The sequence below is a fragment of the Paenibacillus montanisoli genome, assembly GCF_003268025.1.
Taxonomy (GTDB): domain Bacteria; phylum Bacillota; class Bacilli; order Paenibacillales; family Paenibacillaceae; genus Paenibacillus_Z; species Paenibacillus_Z montanisoli.
The window spans coordinates 245956-261982 of the sequence record NZ_QLUW01000003.1; the positions used below are offsets into that span (position 1 = coordinate 245956).

Annotated in this window: 13 protein-coding genes; 6 read left to right on the forward strand and 7 right to left on the reverse strand. The window is 54.4% G+C overall.

Going from position 1 to position 16027, the window contains the following annotated elements; all coding sequences use genetic code 11:
• Positions 1-18: 18 nt before the first annotated feature.
• The 5 genes from DL346_RS17100 to DL346_RS17120 all read right to left on the reverse strand — a co-directional run bounded on the left by DL346_RS17100 (position 19) and on the right by DL346_RS17120 (position 6457).
• Positions 19-1320: an epoxide hydrolase family protein gene (locus tag DL346_RS17100; RefSeq protein WP_112883368.1), complete on the reverse strand. Its 1302-nt coding sequence runs from the start codon at positions 1318-1320 to the stop codon at positions 19-21.
• A gap of 139 nt (positions 1321-1459) precedes the next feature.
• The gene (locus DL346_RS17105; protein ID WP_112883369.1) at positions 1460-4213 is read right to left on the reverse strand and encodes an alpha-mannosidase; all 2754 of its coding nucleotides are present in this window, start codon (positions 4211-4213) and stop codon (positions 1460-1462) included.
• A gap of 109 nt (positions 4214-4322) precedes the next feature.
• Positions 4323-5480, reverse strand: a complete 1158-nt coding sequence (locus DL346_RS17110; RefSeq protein WP_112883370.1) for a GntR family transcriptional regulator — start codon at positions 5478-5480, stop codon at positions 4323-4325.
• Positions 5481-5730: 250 nt separating this feature from the next.
• Positions 5731-6216: a cupredoxin domain-containing protein gene (locus DL346_RS17115; protein ID WP_112883371.1), complete on the reverse strand. Its 486-nt coding sequence runs from the start codon at positions 6214-6216 to the stop codon at positions 5731-5733.
• 40 nt (positions 6217-6256) lie between these two features.
• Positions 6257-6457, reverse strand: a complete 201-nt coding sequence (locus DL346_RS17120) for a hypothetical protein (protein ID WP_112883372.1) — start codon at positions 6455-6457, stop codon at positions 6257-6259.
• 192 nt (positions 6458-6649) lie between these two features.
• Between DL346_RS17120 and DL346_RS17125 the strand changes: the two genes are divergently transcribed.
• Positions 6650-7912, forward strand: coding sequence for an alkaline phosphatase (locus DL346_RS17125; protein WP_112883373.1), 1263 nt, complete (start codon positions 6650-6652; stop codon positions 7910-7912).
• Between the two features lie 111 nt (positions 7913-8023).
• Positions 8024-8395, forward strand: a complete 372-nt coding sequence (locus tag DL346_RS17130) for a hypothetical protein (RefSeq protein ID WP_112883374.1) — start codon at positions 8024-8026, stop codon at positions 8393-8395.
• Positions 8396-8497: 102 nt separating this feature from the next.
• Here DL346_RS17130 and DL346_RS17135 read toward each other — a convergent pair whose 3' ends face one another.
• Entirely contained in the window at positions 8498-9406 is a 909-nt protein-coding gene (locus DL346_RS17135; RefSeq protein ID WP_112883375.1) for an amidoligase family protein, read from the reverse strand.
• A 237-nt stretch (positions 9407-9643) separates the two neighbouring features.
• Between DL346_RS17135 and DL346_RS17140 the strand changes: the two genes are divergently transcribed.
• Both DL346_RS17140 and DL346_RS17145 read left to right on the forward strand, forming a co-directional pair.
• A complete protein-coding gene (locus DL346_RS17140) occupies positions 9644-10333 on the forward strand; it encodes a hypothetical protein (protein ID WP_133257538.1) in 690 nt (229 codons plus the stop codon).
• Positions 10334-10538: 205 nt separating this feature from the next.
• Positions 10539-12656: a TerD family protein gene (locus DL346_RS17145; protein ID WP_240633254.1), complete on the forward strand. Its 2118-nt coding sequence runs from the start codon at positions 10539-10541 to the stop codon at positions 12654-12656.
• A gap of 147 nt (positions 12657-12803) precedes the next feature.
• Here the strand turns inward: DL346_RS17145 and DL346_RS17150 are convergent, their stop codons facing one another.
• Positions 12804-13781 carry an aldo/keto reductase gene (locus DL346_RS17150; RefSeq protein ID WP_112883377.1) on the reverse strand — a complete coding sequence of 326 codons (978 nt, stop codon included), beginning with the start codon at positions 13779-13781 and terminating at the stop codon, positions 12804-12806.
• Between the two features lie 275 nt (positions 13782-14056).
• Here DL346_RS17150 and DL346_RS17155 point away from each other — a divergent pair, with 275 nt between their 5' ends.
• Both DL346_RS17155 and DL346_RS17160 read left to right on the forward strand, forming a co-directional pair.
• The gene (locus DL346_RS17155) at positions 14057-14659 is read left to right on the forward strand and encodes a sigma-70 family RNA polymerase sigma factor (protein ID WP_112883378.1); all 603 of its coding nucleotides are present in this window, start codon (positions 14057-14059) and stop codon (positions 14657-14659) included.
• 254 nt (positions 14660-14913) lie between these two features.
• Positions 14914-15954 carry a BMP family lipoprotein gene (locus DL346_RS17160; protein ID WP_112883379.1) on the forward strand — a complete coding sequence of 347 codons (1041 nt, stop codon included), beginning with the start codon at positions 14914-14916 and terminating at the stop codon, positions 15952-15954.
• The last annotated feature ends 73 nt before the right edge of the window (positions 15955-16027 follow it).

The window sequence follows — 16027 nt, forward strand, 5'->3', positions numbered from 1 at the left end:
GAAGCCGCCAGTTTCCGATTATCGCAGCGGCTTGAATGCCTTGCGGAGTTCATCAACGAAGAGCTCCGGCTGCTCCCAAGCCGCGAAGTGTCCGCCCTTGTCGAGCCTGTTGTAATAGATGAGGTTGGGATACGCCCGTTCCGTCCAACTCTTCGGCGCTTGATAGAGCTCGTCCGGGAAGGCGCTCACGGCAGCCGGGATGGAGACACCCTTGACGGTTAAGAAGGGGTACTTGCTCTCCCAGTAGAGGCGAGCCGAAGAAATCGGCGTATTTGTCAACCAATACAGCGTAATGTTGTCGAGAACATCGTCACGAGATAAGCCCACGGTTTGTCCGTCAAAGGCCTTTGAGATCAGTTCCAAGCTCTTCGCGTCATGGTCAATCATAAAAGCCGCCAATCCGGCAGGCGAATCCGCCAGTCCGGTCAGCGTCTGCGGGCGCGTTCCCATCATCTGGGCATAGGCAAGGTGCTTGTAAACAAAGTCCAGCTGCTCGCATGCGCGCTTCTCGTCAGCTGAGAGACCAGTCGGACAGCCATTGCCGGCGATTAACGCCTTATGGAGGTCAGACGGAACCGTGCCGGGCATGTTGGAGTGAATGCCGATCAGTCCCTTAGGCTTCTGAATAGCCATTAAATCCGTGATAAGCGCTCCCCAATCTCCGCCCTGCGCCACATACTTCGTGTATCCAAGCCGTTGCATCAGCTCCGTCCAAGCACGGGCGATGCGATCCGGGCCCCAGCCGGTCGTGGCCGGCTTGCCCGAAAACCCGTAGCCGGGCATCGACGGAATCACCACATCGAACGCGTCCGATGCTTTCCCGCCATATGCCGTGGGATTGGTAAGCGGATCGATAATCTTCAGCAGCTCGATGATCGAGCCGGGCCATCCGTGCGTAATGATGATCGGCAAAGCATCTTTATGTTTCGAACGAACGTGAATGAAGTGGATGTCCAGACCATCGATCTCGGTGACGAACATCGGGAGGGCGTTCAGCTTAGCCTCGATTTTGCGCCAGTCGTAATCGTTTGCCCAATAATCCGTAAGCTTTCGCATCGTTGCAAGCTGTGTGCCTTGCGATTGATCTGAGACCGTTTCCTTATCAGGCCATCTTGTGTCTTTTATGCGCCTGCGCAATTCGGTAAGTTCCGCTTCCGGAACATGCACATGAAACGGACGAATGGCGGTCTTGTCCGTGTTCAAATCTTGAGGTGGTGCTTGAAGTTGACCGCCAACCGCTTTGGCATACGTGCCGCATGCCGTCAATCCTAGGGACAGGGCTGCGATCAGCGCCAAACGAGACCAGGATTTTCTGCTCATATGTAATGGAGCTCCTTTCGGATGCTGGAGAGATTCTTCCACTAAGTTCCACCCGAAATGCGATTCTTATTCCATTTTTCTATCCCAAAAGCAAAAACCCGACAGCAAAATGACGCTGTCGGGCTTTCTGGTTTATAGCTTACTTGGCGCTGAAGCCGATGCTGATGATTTTGTGCCCTGAGACCGGTAAGGTGGCGGAGCCATCGCTTACTTGGATGGCAACTCCCTCATCTTCGAGCACGGTGCTCTCATACAGGGAGCTGCTCGTGCCGCTGATTAGATTCAGCTCGGCCGGCTCGCCGGACATGTTGTACCAGCGCGCGATGATGTCGCCGCGGTCTTCGTTCACCTTCAAGCTGGACAAGGCGAGACCGGAGCCGTTGCCGTTCCAAGGAAGCAAGCTTTGTTCCGCCGGGAGGGAACCTTCGTGCAGATCGGTTTGACTGACCTGCAGCGGAACTTGGAAGCCGTACGCTTGTTGGTAGGCGGCGTACCTTGTATCCCCGCCGCAGTGCGGAAGGATCATCCACTCCGCAGCATTTTGGCCCAAGCATTGAGCTTCCGGCGTCAGGAAAACGCCCCAATCGCCGAGCTCGCCGATCGAGCGGAGAATGGTGACGGCAATCGTCCCTCTACCGTCGCGCATCACCTCATATTCGTTGAGTCCTTTATTGGCGATCGTTAAGCCGCGGCCCGCTTCATGCACATCGACGAAAGCGCTCTGGTGCTGGCAGTTGCTCGGGTTGACCCATTCCGCCGTCGGAACGGTCGCACGTTCGGCCACCTCGAAGATCGAATCGGCGTAGTGGCTGGCTGCCGTAATATCCGATGGGAAAAGCACGCGCAGCCGATGATCTTTCGCCGGGTTATCAAACACAGCGCGGACACGGACGCCTTGCTCGGAGCGGTTGAGGCTGACGCGCGTGACGATCGTAATCGGCACGAGCTTGCTCGAGCGCTGCGCCTGCCGGTCAAGGAACGATACCATCGTTTCGATTTCCTGCTGCAGCCGCTCGTCGGCCTGTTCCGGAATATCGAACGTATGCGTGACTTCATAGGTTGCCCGGTATGGTGTGTCTTCAACGACCGAGATCCGTGCCGGAACTCCTTTGGTCGTAATCGCGGTATCGCCGTTTGGCTGCTTGAAAATATACTCGTTGCCGATATCCCCGACATTTTCGTAAACGCCAAGCCCGGTGTACGTTTGGCCGCTGCTTTTGTCCGTGACGGCCAGGCTGCCGTCGCCTTCGATTGTCACGTGAAGATGAGCATTCTCCATCGTGTTAGGCTGCGCGATTAGCGAAGCGGACTGGGTCGAAGCCGATGCCGATGCCGATGCCGATGCGGATGGCACCCAAGCATAAGCGGAATACCCCATTGCAGGGAGCTTGCCGGTTTCGAACGTAACGGCTACGGCGCGGGCAAAATAAGGCTGCCTGAACTTGTCGTCCGGCAAATCATAGCCAAATCGCACGCCCAGATCCACGCTCGTAAAATCGAGCTTTTCGCCGAGATGGTTCACGAGGCAGCCCTCGGCTGCCGTTTGCTCCAAGGCTTGCCGGGCCGTTTCCGTCGGATGCTCGCCTGGCCTAAAGTAGCGGCGGCCGAGCTCTAGCTCCACGGTCACTACGCCGCTCTGCGAATAGCCGCTCGTGCCGTAGACGACGAAAGGCACGCTGTCTGTGCTAATGGCCGCAAAGCCGGAAGTGTTGATTTGCGTGCTAAGATGGGCCAAGCTGTCGGCGATGACAGCCGCGGCGACGCCTTTGCTTTTCTCGAAGCGGGTCTTCATTTCATGGTAAACCTCGTCGACGCTGCAGCCGCAGATGCTGTCATGAGGATGATTTTGCATAAGGGTTTTCCACGCGTAGTTCAGCAGTCCGTGCGGGTACGGACGACCTTGTGCGTGCGCGAATGCGGCGAGAGGCTCGGCGATCTTTTCCAGCATCGTTTGGTTTTCTTGGTTGAGCTGCTTAATATAAATCCGCGAGGATGCCGTGTTGACTAGGGTGAACCAGCCGTCGGTACGCTGGCCGCGCAGCTCGCCTCGAATGGTGCTGAGCCTCTCGGGCAGCGATGCTTGCACCGCCTGTACGTAATCGTCGTAATTGGAATGAATGAATTCATAATCCGGGTAGAGCTCGCGCGCGGTGCGGAGTGCAGCGGACAGGTTGGCCTGCGCCGGCTGGTGGTCGCAGCCGTTCATCAGCAGCAAATGCGGCGTAGATGCGTAGCGCGATGCATTGGCGATGGCTTTGTCCCAGAATTTGCGGGCTGCCGCAGGATCCTCGGGAATTTCCATGCCGTTGTTGTACCAGTTGGCGAACAGGATGCCAAGCACCCGCGATCCGTCAGGCGACTCCCAGTACAGTTCAGAGAACGGCGACTCCAGGTCCGTCGCGTCCGCGACGCTGTTGTTAAAACCGGTTGCTTTCACGCCGCGGCCGAACACAGCCGTCGTGATGCCGGCTTGCTGAAGGATTTGCGCAGCCTGCCCCATATTGCCGAACGAATCGGGAAAATAGCCAAGCTTGGAGACGGGGCCGTAGACCTTCGCGTCGCGGTGGCCGATTTGCATATTGCGGATATTCGACTCGCTGCTCGTCAGAAATTCGTCCTGCAAAATGTACCAAGGCCCGGCGGAGAGCTTGCCTTCCTGTACGAGCCCAATGAGCTTCTCCCGCTTCTCGGGATAGACCTGCAAATAATCCTCGAGCACAATCGTTTGGCCGTCGAGGTAGAAGCTGCGAAATTCCGGATCATTGTCCATGATGTCTAGAAGACCATCCATCGTTTGAATGAGCTTGGCATGATGCGCCTCGTAGGGCATATACCATTCGCGGTCCCAGTGCGTATGTGAAATGACGTGAATGACGGCTTTCGGCGTGGACATGGGGGCAGACCTCTTTTCGAATGAAATATTAAAATATATTTTAATATTAAATCCGGCTTTATTTTTTGTAAATAAAATATATAAAAAAAATCCCCGTGACCGGATTCGATCATGGGGTGTTAGGCTTGCTTGTCGATTGTCTGACGATCAGCGTCGTGCCGAGAATGAGCTTGGCGCCGTTTCGATCCTGCGCCGGCGCTAGGACGAGCTTGGCCGCTTCGCGGCCGATCCTGTAGAAATTTTGCTCCACCGTCGTGAGCGGCACCTCCAGATGCTCCGTAAACGAGTGGTTATCGAAGCCCGTTATCGACAGCTGCTCCGGTACGGCAATTCCCCGCTGAAGCGCGGACTTGAGCAGGCCGGTGGCGGTAAAATCATTGACGGCGACCGCGGCGGTCGGGGCGGGCGAGATGGCCAGCAGACGGTCGAGCAGCCTGTCGTATTGAATGCTCGCATCAGCATCCGCGCCGTCCTGCAGCACTTCCCAGTTTACGAGCCATTCCGGCTTGGGAGGGATGCCTGCTTCGATCAGCGCGTTGCAGTATCCTTTGTAGCGGTCGCTGACGGACACGGCTTCCTTCCACGACTGGCAGACGAAGGCGAGGCGCCGGTGTCCGAGCCCAATTAGATGCGAAGCGAGACTGCGGCCCGCTTCCACGTTATTCGACACGACGAGCGGCGCGTCCAGCCCTTCGATATTCCGGTCGATCAGCGTGAACGGAATGCCCTCGATTGCGAGACGGCCGAACACGTCGATGTTCTTGTAGCTGGAGACGGGGTAGACGATAATGCCGCTGACCCGGTCTTTAGCCAGCTTCTGAATGATGCTTCGCTCGACGCCGTCATCGTATTTGGAATTATGGAACGTGACATAAAGGCCCTGTGCGGCACATTCTTCTTCCACCCCGCGAAAAATCTCATAACCGATCGTTTCGCTGAACGGCATGACGAGGGAGATGACCGGCATAGGCAAAGTTGAAGCTGAGGCTGCGGGCGCTTCGCTTGCAGCAGCGGTTCCTGTGAGCGGTGTTTCTGCCGGGTCATTAGCGCGTTCGGTGACGAAAGTGCCTTTTTTCTTAATCCGCTTGATCAGTCCGCCAGCTTCCAGCTCCCGCATCGCATGGGTGACCGTGATCGCGCTTACCCCGAATTGCTCCGCAATTTCCGGCCCGATCGGCAGCTTGTCTCCCGCGCGCAGCTCCCCGTTCGCAATCCGATCCGTGTAGTAGTCGATGATGATTTGATAGCGAGGTTTATGCTCTTTCACGCTAATCCTCCAGACCGTTCCGTCTCATTAATATATATTTTATTAGTATAATGCAAAGTTGACGGGCTGTACAATAGGAGGCAACAAGAGCGGTAATAGGTACCGCACATAGGCGGAAAAGCGGCGAATTGGCGTCAAGAGCGGTAATAGGTACCGCACATAGGCGAAAAGGCCGCAACAGACAGTCTCAAAATAAAAAGCCCAGCAGTAGAGCCTCTTCTGCTGGGCCAATCAACTTTAGCAACAAAATTTAAGCTTCATCCACAATAAGCGTACCCTTCATATCCCGGTGTCCATTGCCGCACATAACGGAGCAGTGAAACTCGAATGTACCGGCATTGGCTGCATCGAACTCGCCGCTGCCGTCGCCTTGAATGTCCACGTTGTAATCCGGAATGGCGAAGCCGTGGCCGCCGTCATCGCTCGTCAGCGTGATTTTGACATGGTCGCCTTTCTTGACCCGAATCTCCGGCTGATCGTACTCGAAATCTTTGGCGGTTAGTTTAATTTCCACCGTGCTGCCCTCTGAGGCTTGCGTGTTCTCGGTCGTGTTGGTTGAGTTAGTTGTGTCAGTTGCTTCTGTTGTGTTGGTCGTGTTGGTGGACGCTTCGCTGTTCACTGCTGCGTTAGTGTTCGCGTTTTCCTCGCTGCTGCCGTTATTGTTGCTGCCGCAAGCGCTGGTAATTGCCGCCGCCAAAACGACTGTTGCGACTAGTGCTGCAAATTTGGTTTTCATCCTTGTTACACTCCTTTACCAATTGAGTACATTATATGAATCATATGTCGGTCGTGTCGGTCGTGTTGGTCGTGTAGGCGGACGCCACATTGTTCACTGCCGCGTTCGTGCTTGCATTCCCCTCGTTGTTGCCATTGTTGCCGTTGTTTCCGTTATCGTTGTTGTTGCTGTCTCCGCAAGCGCTGACAACGACAGCCGCAAGAACTAACAATGCGACAAGTGCTGTAAATTTGGCTTTCATCCTCTTATCACTCCTCCACTTTTTGGATTCATTTGCCATCGTAGCATAGGAACATTAAAAGAACATGAAGAGATCGTCCAAATGAGAGGATATTAACGTTAACTTAACAACATCTACACATCCCGAAAACATCCTCCTAACCTACTCCTAGTACCTTTAAATAGAACCAAACAACTAGGAGGTAGAGAAACGATGTTGCAAAAGAAAATCGGATTAAAGTCCGCGCTGGCAGGTACCGCTGCCGCTGCGCTTGTAGTGACGAGCATTTTGACGACGCCATCTACGGATGAGGCTGAGGCAGCTTCCTCGCAATCGAAGAACGTCATTCTTTTCGTCGGAGACGGCATGGGTGCCGCTGCGCGCGACGCAATCCGGCTGGCAACTGTCGGAGAGAAAGGCGAGCTGGCGATGGATGCGATGCCTTTCGCGGGTCTGGTTCATACGAGCTCAACGGTGCCGGTAACGGATTCGGCCGCATCGGCTACGGCGTATGCAAGCGGCGTGAAAACGTATAATGGCGCGATCGGCATGGATGCGGATAAGAAGCCGGTCAAGACCATCATGGAATACGCGAAGGAAGCGGGAAAAGCAACGGGCGTCGTGTCGACCAGCCAAGTAACGGATGCAACTGGTGCGGCATTCGGCGCTCATGTGGAGAACCGTTCCGCGCAAAGCGATATCGCGCTGCAATTTTTGACGCAGAGCAAGATCGACGTCATTCTCGGGGGCGGGGAAGATTACTGGTATCCGGCAGGCGACCCGGGCAAGTTCCAGGATGCACCGGCTGAAGATCCTTCGGAGAAGAGTAAAGGCACGCAGGGCAATCTCGTGAACAAAGCAAAAGAGCTTGGCTACAGCTTTGTGTCCAACAAAACGGAGCTGCAAAACGCCAAGGGCGGCAAGCTGCTCGGCCTGTTCGCTAACGAAGAAATGTTCCAGCAGCGCGAAGAGGGCAAAGGCGACATCTACAACCCGGTCGTTTCTTTGCAAGAGATGACAAAGAAGGCGATCGATACGCTCGCCGCTAACAAGAAGGGCTTCTTCCTCATGGTGGAAGAGGAAGGCACGGATGAATTCGCCCATAATAACAATGCGAAAATGACGATTAAAGCCGGTCAGGAACTGGACCGCGCCGTGCAGGTTGCGAAAGATTTTGCGAAGAAAAATCCGGACACGCTCGTGCTTGTGCTCGCCGACCATGAAACGGGCGGCTTCTCGATCGAGGAAGTGTCCGAGGACGAGAGCGGCGACGGCATCTCGAAGGAAGACGGACCTTTCGCGATCGCAGGCTCCGAACATAATTTCGTCGTTGACTGGACGACGTCCGGCCATACCGCAGTAGATATTCCGGTTACGGCTATGGGTAAAAACGCGGAGCTGTTCTCGGGCATTTACGAAAATACGGAAATTTTCAACAAGCTGATGCAATCGTTGGGTCTTAAGCATAAGAAATAAGATGAGAAGAAGCTAGCCGCATAACGTGGCTAGCTTCTTTTTGTTCGATTAATCGCGCAACTATTAGCGAGCGGAAGTCGTATAAAAAGAAACTAAAAAGGGGGAGCTGTGATGATGCAATTCAGTCGCATAACATTAGTTTGGATCGGTTTATTGACTTGCATGACTGTGCTGGCCGGTTGCGCGAAAACAGACAACCACCCGGAGAGTCCAGTTGTCAAAAAGGAACAAACCGTAGAAATAGCAGGATTAACAAACGAAATCAGAAAGGTAACGTCATCACAACTGAGCCAAATCACCAAGGATATGACCTACAAAGAAGTGATAGACGAATGGGGAAATAGCAAGGACATCGGTTCAGGACGATATATTTTCAGATATGAGATTGAAAACGGGGAATACCTTGAACTAAATTTTGGACATTTTGACGAAGTACTAAGTGATGAGAGCTATCAATCCATTCAGAACCTATTGAATGGGTAAACACGAAAGAAGCTAGCCGAAAACTCGGCTAGCTTCTTCATTTTACTCGGCTGCTGAGCTGCTGCCCGCGTATGAGCACGCAGGCACAAGCATAGCTCCCGATTACTCCTTGTGCCGCCGCACGATCTTCCAGCCTTCGGACGGCGGTGTAACGACGTACTCCGTCGTCGTACCGCCCTCGTCTTCGACAGCGACGACGAACCCGTCAGCAGCCGGCAAAACGTGGAGTATCTCGCCATGCAACACGAGCTGCTGCACAACCGGTTCGATTACGGGGACAAGCAGCTCCTCGAGCCGAATCCGTTCCTGGTACCAGCGTGGTGCAGGAGTCGGAGCAGGGTACCCTCGGACAGGCGCGTTCAGGGCATCGGCGAACGCCTCTTTCTCGCGAGGAAGCTCCATCCCGGCCCCGACTGCAGAAACGAACCGCAAGCACAGCTCGATCGTGTTCAGCACCTCATCCAGCCGGATGCTGCCATTGGCGTAACGGATTTCCGCCGTTCCGATATCGAACCAGGAAGCCGCATTAATGCCGCATCGATGCGATTGCGGCCGGCCATGGTTATGCACCGCCTCTGCCGAGGGCTCCGTTGCGTATCGTCCGCGGATCTCTCTCGTCACCGGCGGACAGAAGATAAGCCGGTGCCCGCTCGTTCCAAGCAGCGCTTGCAGCGTCTCCTGATATGCCAGCGCTGCATCGAGCAGAGGCGGCACGATGTCCGCGCCCCATGGCTCAAGCCCGACATGCACATGCAGCCCGCAGCTCCAATTCGCCGTCGCCCCCTGCGCCTGAAGCCGATCCAGCATGATCCGGATCTGGTCCCGCTCTATCCACAGCATCGGCGGGGGCTTCAACTCGCTGCCCGAAGGCGCGCCGGTTTCGTCAAGCTGCAGTTCATCCAAGGACATCACCCAGCCGGGCAGCAATTCCACTTCAGCGGGCCGCCCGCCTATAAACTCAATTTCTACACCGAATTTGATCTGCTTCCAATCTACGGCTCTTGGCCACATGGTTTATCGTCCTCTCGTTTGTATGATGACATGAGACTTGGTGCATACCGAGAGGAGGCGGACCACGGGCTTACCGGGGAATTTTCATTTTTGGCATGGCAAGCTTTCCTCCTATTTTGTTTATGTCGAAATGATACTCATCCTATTCGTCGCTGCATGATAGCATACCTTTTCCCGATCGGATCGTTTTTATATTATAATAATCGCTGCATTTACTTTACTTATAGGGAGCGCATCATGATGACCATATTGCCTGATTTGATTCCGACGGATTCCAAAGAAATATGGAAGGTGACCGCGCAGGATTGGCGCAAGAGCGGCGTCTATGTGATCTGGGACCGGCAAGTGGAGGGGAGAAGCCCGTACGAGCGGTACAGCTTCGATTCGCCGATTTTGCCGCTGTACATCGGGAAGACGGTGCGGACTTGGCAAAGCCCGGACTCGTCGGATTCGGCTGCGGAGGAGAGCCCGGACCACTATTTAGGCGCACGAATCGCGCAGCATCTGAGCACTCATGCAGACGCATTTCGGGAGTATGCGTATATGGTGGACGTGTATGCGTTTGATGATATTTTGGACGGGCAGCTGGATGATCCTGTGAAACGCATGATCTATGACGGACTGAGCCGCAAAGAACGCGACCGGCTCCCCGCGGAACAACTTCCGCTAAGCAAATGGTTCAAGAGCCGCTGCGAGCTTACGGCAGATAGTCTAACCGAGCTATATGCCACATACATGATCGCGAGAAGAACGCCGGTGTTCAACAAGGTCGGGCCGAAATTCGTCTCGAAGCATCGCATCAAAAGAACGGTGACGCCCGAACAATACGTCGCCAAGTTCAAGAAGAAATACCATTACTTGAACTGGCCGCTTCCGCAGGAGAGAGCCGGCATGCTGGAGCGGTTCGGAATCATCGTCGATCTGTAGTATTGGAAAAGTCGTAATACTTCCGCCCTGTTCGATTGCCCCGAGCCATGCGATGATAGCTTTCGAAGGCAGGCCGAAAGGGGAGCCTTCCACATATGCAATCAGGCTACCTGCATTTCTTCCTTCTACCCTCAAATTGGATGATTTATGTTAGAGATGCGAATTTCCTGATTGCATATTTTGTAGTTTGTTGGGAGGGGTCCAGATGATGAAACGGCGTGAAGCGATTCGTAACGAGATTTATATTCGCCTTGAAAGAAAGCTGATTGTGGAGCCGGGGCGGCATTCGCTGCCGGAGCGTTATCTGGCCACCGCGTTGAAAAATATCGAACACTTAGGCTTCACCTTCTCCGGTGAACTGATGGAAGCCGTGCGAACGCTGTCTGTCGACGATTTTGCGGCTCTCTATGAGGAGACGGTTCAAGAGCTAAAAGCCATTCGCGGCGCCCATGCGGACTATCGGCCGATGTATCCGAATTTTCCGCATCAGGTCATGCAGGCGGACGAAGCGGAGCTTTATATTCAGGCGATCCTGCATTACCTTACGGGCATGCTGCCGGCTTACGAAGAACTCGAACGACTCCCGTTTATCGGTCAAACGGAGCTGGACGCAATCGGGCTCGGAAGCGCGGAGCAATTCGATGCGATGATCCGCAAGTACATTTCAGCGAAAATAGCTGTTTCCCAGGAGGCCCGAGCAGGCGTCGAGCGTGCGATTGCCGCCTCGAATGAAGAGGAGCTTGCGGCGATGCTGCCGGGCGAAATCCCGAACAAGGAAAACGCCGCTTTCGTTATTTCCGCTCTATTGCAGCATGAGCGGTTCGACAAGCGGCTGATGATAAATTATGTCAAAACCGCCACGGACGTGCTGCGGCTTGCCGTCGCAATGTCCGGGGGCGATGTAAGCCTGGCTTCGGCCAATTTGCCCTTCCGCAAGTTTAAACGGTCGGAACGTCGCATGCTGCTGGGGCTGCTGGAGCCGTGCGCCGGCCTAACGGAAGATATGCTGCGCTATAAGAAGCGGTGGATACGTCTGGGGGAGATTTTGCATCCCGGTGAGTATAAACATGGCTTTGACCGGTGCAAGGAAGCTTTCTCCGTTCTGCGGAACGGTCTCCCTTATGACACCTTCGGCGGGATGCTGGAGCGCGCGTTGCTGCACAAGGACGTTCATGCAGCGGTAGAGTTGCTGAGTAAGCGGCCTGGCGAATTCGTCAGAAGGCTCGACCACTTGCTTCGGATTGCCGGCGAGCCGCAGGCTGTCTTGAGGGAGTTCGAAGCAGTCGCGGCGGAGGTGTCTACGCCGGTGCTTCTGCAGGTCCGGGCGCATTTTGGCCGTCGGCATGAGAAGCGCGAGCTCCGGACATTTTTTCCGAAAGGCAACGTGGCCAAAGCCGCGGCAATTGCGAACCTGCTCCCAGCTCTTTCGCCAGAAAGCTGCAACGCGATTGTGCAGGTGTGCGATCGTGCGTTGACGCAGCGGTTCGCGAAGCAGTCCGAACTTGGCAAGGTGTTTGTGGACGAGCGGCTGAAGCAGTACGTTGTCCCGTTCGCAGAGCGGTCGGCAAGCAAAGCGCTCCGCACGATCGTTAGAGGAAGTCGGCTGGAGCTGCCGCCCGGCGATACGATCCGGTTCTTCACTTGGTGGAAGGAAGGCATGGTGAACGGTGCTGCAACGGGGCGGGTCGATATCGATTTGTCCGCGATCCTGTATGACGAGAATTGGAAGTACGTCGAGCATATCTCGTATACGAATTTGCGCGCATTGCGGTTGAAAGCGGTGCATAGCGGCGATATTACTTCCGCGCCGGAGGGGGCATGCGAATTCATTGATCTCGATATCCCTTCTGCCCTCGAAGGGGGTTGCCGCTATTTGGTCGCTTCGCTCAATTCCTACTCCGAGCAGCCGTACTGCAGCCTGCCCGAATGCTTCGCCGGTTGGATGATGAGGGAGCATCCCGCTTCCGGCAGGATCTTCGAGCCGAGGACGGTCGTGGACAAAATCGATCTCGCCGCCGACACGACGATCGCCATTCCTGTCATTATCGATCTTGCGGAGCGGAAGCTGATCTGGACCGATTTGGCCTTGAAGCAGCATCCCGATTACTACAACAACGTCGAGGGCAATCAGAAAGGTCTGGTTCTGATGGCTAAAGCAATGCTAGCTCTCGTAAAACCGAGTTTGTATGAGCTGTTCATGCTGCATGCAGCCGCAAGAGGACAACTGGTGGATCGGGCGGACGAGGCGGATACCGTGTTCGCGCCGGACTGCGGCATTACGCCATTTGATACAGGTACTATCTTAGCCGATTATGTGAGTTAACGAGAGAGCCGCTTCTAGGTGGAGCGGCTCTTTTTTTGATGTGCGTGAGGGGAAAACCGACGCTCACGAGCGAAACCGCTCCAAAAAGAAACTGAGCGTCGAAATAAACGACGCTCAGCCCTTAAACCCCGTCGAAGCGCGGGGCCCTTATGGCAAGCTAACTCCGCGCGACGCCACGTATAGCCGGTACCAATCCTCGCGCGAAAGGCGCAGCGTGGCCGCGTCTTTGCAGGCGCGGATGCGCTGCGGGTTGATCGTGCCGATCACCGGCTGGATGCCGGAAGGATGCGTCATTAGCCATGCAAGCACGACCGCCTCTCTCGTCGTGCCATGCTTCTCCGCAAGCTCGGCGACCATGGCCGCGGTTTGCACAACGCTCTGGCTTTGCCCCTCCAAGGAACCGCCGGAGTACCGGCCTTGCGCGAGCGGGCCCCACGACTGCAGCTGAACATTCTCCAGGCGGCAATATTCCATCGTGCCTTCCGGAAACACGTTGCTGCGCCAAGCTTCTTGGTTCACGCTGACGGCGGTGTCGAGGAAGCCGATTTTGTGCAGACTCATCTCCAGCTGGTTCACGATGAACGGCTCGTCGCTGTAAGCCTGCAGCAACCGGATCTGGCCATGACTCATATTGGATACGCCGAAGTGGCGCACTTTGCCGGAAGCCTTCAACTTATGAATGGCGCTCGCGACATCCTCCGGCTCCACGAGCGGATCGGGGCGGTGCAGCAGCAGAATGTCCAGATAGTCCGTGCCAAGGCGTTCGAGTATGCCGTCGACGCTGTTCAAGATATGATCGGCCGTAAAATCAAACCGGTGCGGATGGTCGCCATCACCGATGCGAATGCCGCATTTAGACTGTAAAATGATCTGCTCGCGAAGCCCCTGACGCTCGCTCAGCACTTTCGCGAAGACGCGCTCGGCCTTGCCCGCCGTATAGATATCGGCGTGGTCGAACATGTTGATGCCGATCTCGAGCGCGGCATCCAACGCCTCATGCCCTTCTTTGTAGTGCTCGGCCGTGATCGGACTGCTTGCGTTCCAATCGCCCCCAAGCCGCATGCAGCCGAGGACAAGCTGGCTGGCGTTTATATTTCTCCGCTGTAACGGTATCGGTTTGGTCATCTGTATCTTACCTCCAAAAAGTTTCATGATCGCCTTCAAAGCTCAAGCACCAGTTTCATTATGCTGTAGCAACATACAAAATAAAAGTAGTGAAAATATTGATATGTAATGATACAAGGTATATATAGTGAGCTGGAGTATAGTAGTCTAGCCGGACCTGGGCCTTTGGAATCGTCAGAGAATGTCACAAAAACGCATGCTTTTACAGATGCGTTTCTTCTTTTTCCTGTTATAATATAGGTAAGACGGATGACGGGTGGCAAAGGAGAATTGCCGTGAATGAAGCGCAATTAGTGATGTTATCGAGGCAAGGCGACGAGACGGCCTTCAACAAGCTGGTCGAGCTGTATAAAGATAAACTGTACCGGATGGCTCATCGGATTCTCCGAAGCAAAACGGATGTCGAGGATGTCGTGCAGGAAACGTTCCTGAAGGTGTATTTGAACTTGAACCGCTTCGACGAGAATAAGAGGTTCTCGACGTGGATTTTCCATATCGGGAAGAACATCTGCCTTGATCTGCTGCGCCGCCGCAAAACACCGCCGCTGCCGCTTGACCAGCCTGTCCACGCACAGTCCGATCAGGCGCTGTCGCTGCATGATGTCATTCCGCACGCATCGCTCTCGCCGGAAGGGGAAGTGATCGAGCGCGAGCTTTCATCGAAGATGGCGGAGCTCATCGATAAGCTCCCGGACAAATACAGGAATGTCGTCTATCAGCGTTACGTCCTGGAGATGTCCCTGGAGGATATCGGGCGCGCGAACAACATTCCGGTGAATACGGTGAAATCGCGGATCCACCGCGGCAAAGATTTTATGAAGAAACGCTGGGGCAAGACGCTGCTCATTTACTCGATCCTGCTCTTCCACTTTTTTTGATGTTTCGTATTCGATAGCGTGTGGATGGAACCTCCATCCGCGCGCTTTTTTTGCTTTATGCATAGGTACATCCAGAATTGGAATACTGTGGGTAAAGTAGGTGAAAAGTCCCGCAATTTCTTAGCGGGAAACTGCAATAAAGGATAGCCAATTCTTGCGCATGACGGTATAATATTCGTACAAGTCGCGCGAAAATTGTCGATTAATGACAACGTTTGACACAGACTAAACAGACGACTAGGAGAGAAACGGGAATGAAAAAAGGGATTCTGCTTGCTGTAGTACTTATTTTATTGTCTTCACTGTTTGTCGCATGCGGTAAGAAAGAGAATAACAACACGGCTGCCGAGAATAACGCAGGCGCGGGCGATAAGGCTCCGATGAAGAAGGTAGCGCTTGTCCTTCCCGAGAAAATCGGCGTTAACGCATTCTTCGTCCAAATGGACGAGGGCTTCAAGAAAGCCGGCAAAGAGTTCAACGTGGAAACGAAAACGATCGAATCGACAGATCCTGCCGCATTCGAGCAAAACCTTCGCTCCACCGTTGCCGAGAACTACGATCTGATCATTACGGCTACGTTCCAAGCGGAAGACGCGCTGAAAAAGGTTGCTGCGGAGAATCCGGAGAAGCCATTCGCGATTATCGATACCGTCGTTGATCTGCCTAACGTGCGCAGCGTCGTGTTCCGTGAATACGAAGCATCGTACCTGCTGGGCGCGGCTGCCGGTCTAGCTACGAAATCGAACAAAGTCGGCATGGTCGTTGCCATCGACGCGCCGCTGCTGAAGAAATATACCGAAGGCTTCAAGGAAGGCTTGAAGTACACGAATCCTAAAGCGGAAATGCTCGTGAACTACGTCGGCGGCTTCACAGACCCGGCGAAAGCGAAAGAGCTGGCACTGCTGCAATTCTCCAAAGGCGCCGACTTCATTGCAGGCGCATCGGCAGTAGGCGACCTTGGCGTATTTGAAGCGGCCAAAGAGAAAGGCTTCTTCACTTCCGGCCAAGATATTGACAACACGGGCGTAGATCCTGAGCACGTTGTTCTTGCCCAGCTGAAAGGCACGGACACGGTCGCATACGAAACGGTTAAATCGTTCTCGGAAGGCAACTTTGCTTACGGCGCGGTCGATTACGGCTTGAAGGAAGACGGCGTAGGTCTTACTTATGTAACAAGAGACAGCCAGACGCCTCTGAATCCGTTTATCGGACAAGCAACCGTCGATAAAGTGAAAGCGATCAAGGACGACATCGTTTCCGGTAAATTGGTTGTCAAAAACCCGCTGAACCCATAATGACTACCCGCCGGCTGTATGTACATACAGCCGGTTTCTTCCTATATACGAGGAATGAGAGGAGAAGAACCGC

Excerpts from the sequence above, each read along its gene's own strand:
- DL346_RS17100 (WP_112883368.1), bottom strand. The coding sequence starts at position 1,320 with ATGAGCAGAAAATCCTGGTCTCGTTTGGCGCTGATCGCAGCCCTGTCC.
- DL346_RS17105 (WP_112883369.1), bottom strand. The coding sequence starts at position 4,213 with ATGTCCACGCCGAAAGCCGTCATTCACGTCATTTCACATACGCACTGG.
- DL346_RS17115 (WP_112883371.1), bottom strand. The coding sequence starts at position 6,216 with ATGAAAACCAAATTTGCAGCACTAGTCGCAACAGTCGTTTTGGCGGCG.
- DL346_RS17120 (WP_112883372.1), bottom strand. The coding sequence starts at position 6,457 with ATGAAAGCCAAATTTACAGCACTTGTCGCATTGTTAGTTCTTGCGGCT.
- DL346_RS17125 (WP_112883373.1), top strand. The coding sequence starts at position 6,650 with ATGTTGCAAAAGAAAATCGGATTAAAGTCCGCGCTGGCAGGTACCGCT.
- DL346_RS17130 (WP_112883374.1), top strand. The coding sequence starts at position 8,024 with ATGATGCAATTCAGTCGCATAACATTAGTTTGGATCGGTTTATTGACT.
- DL346_RS17135 (WP_112883375.1), bottom strand. The coding sequence starts at position 9,406 with ATGTGGCCAAGAGCCGTAGATTGGAAGCAGATCAAATTCGGTGTAGAA.
- DL346_RS17140 (WP_133257538.1), top strand. The coding sequence starts at position 9,644 with ATGATGACCATATTGCCTGATTTGATTCCGACGGATTCCAAAGAAATA.
- DL346_RS17145 (WP_240633254.1), top strand. The coding sequence starts at position 10,539 with ATGATGAAACGGCGTGAAGCGATTCGTAACGAGATTTATATTCGCCTT.
- DL346_RS17150 (WP_112883377.1), bottom strand. The coding sequence starts at position 13,781 with ATGACCAAACCGATACCGTTACAGCGGAGAAATATAAACGCCAGCCAG.
- DL346_RS17160 (WP_112883379.1), top strand. The coding sequence starts at position 14,914 with ATGAAAAAAGGGATTCTGCTTGCTGTAGTACTTATTTTATTGTCTTCA.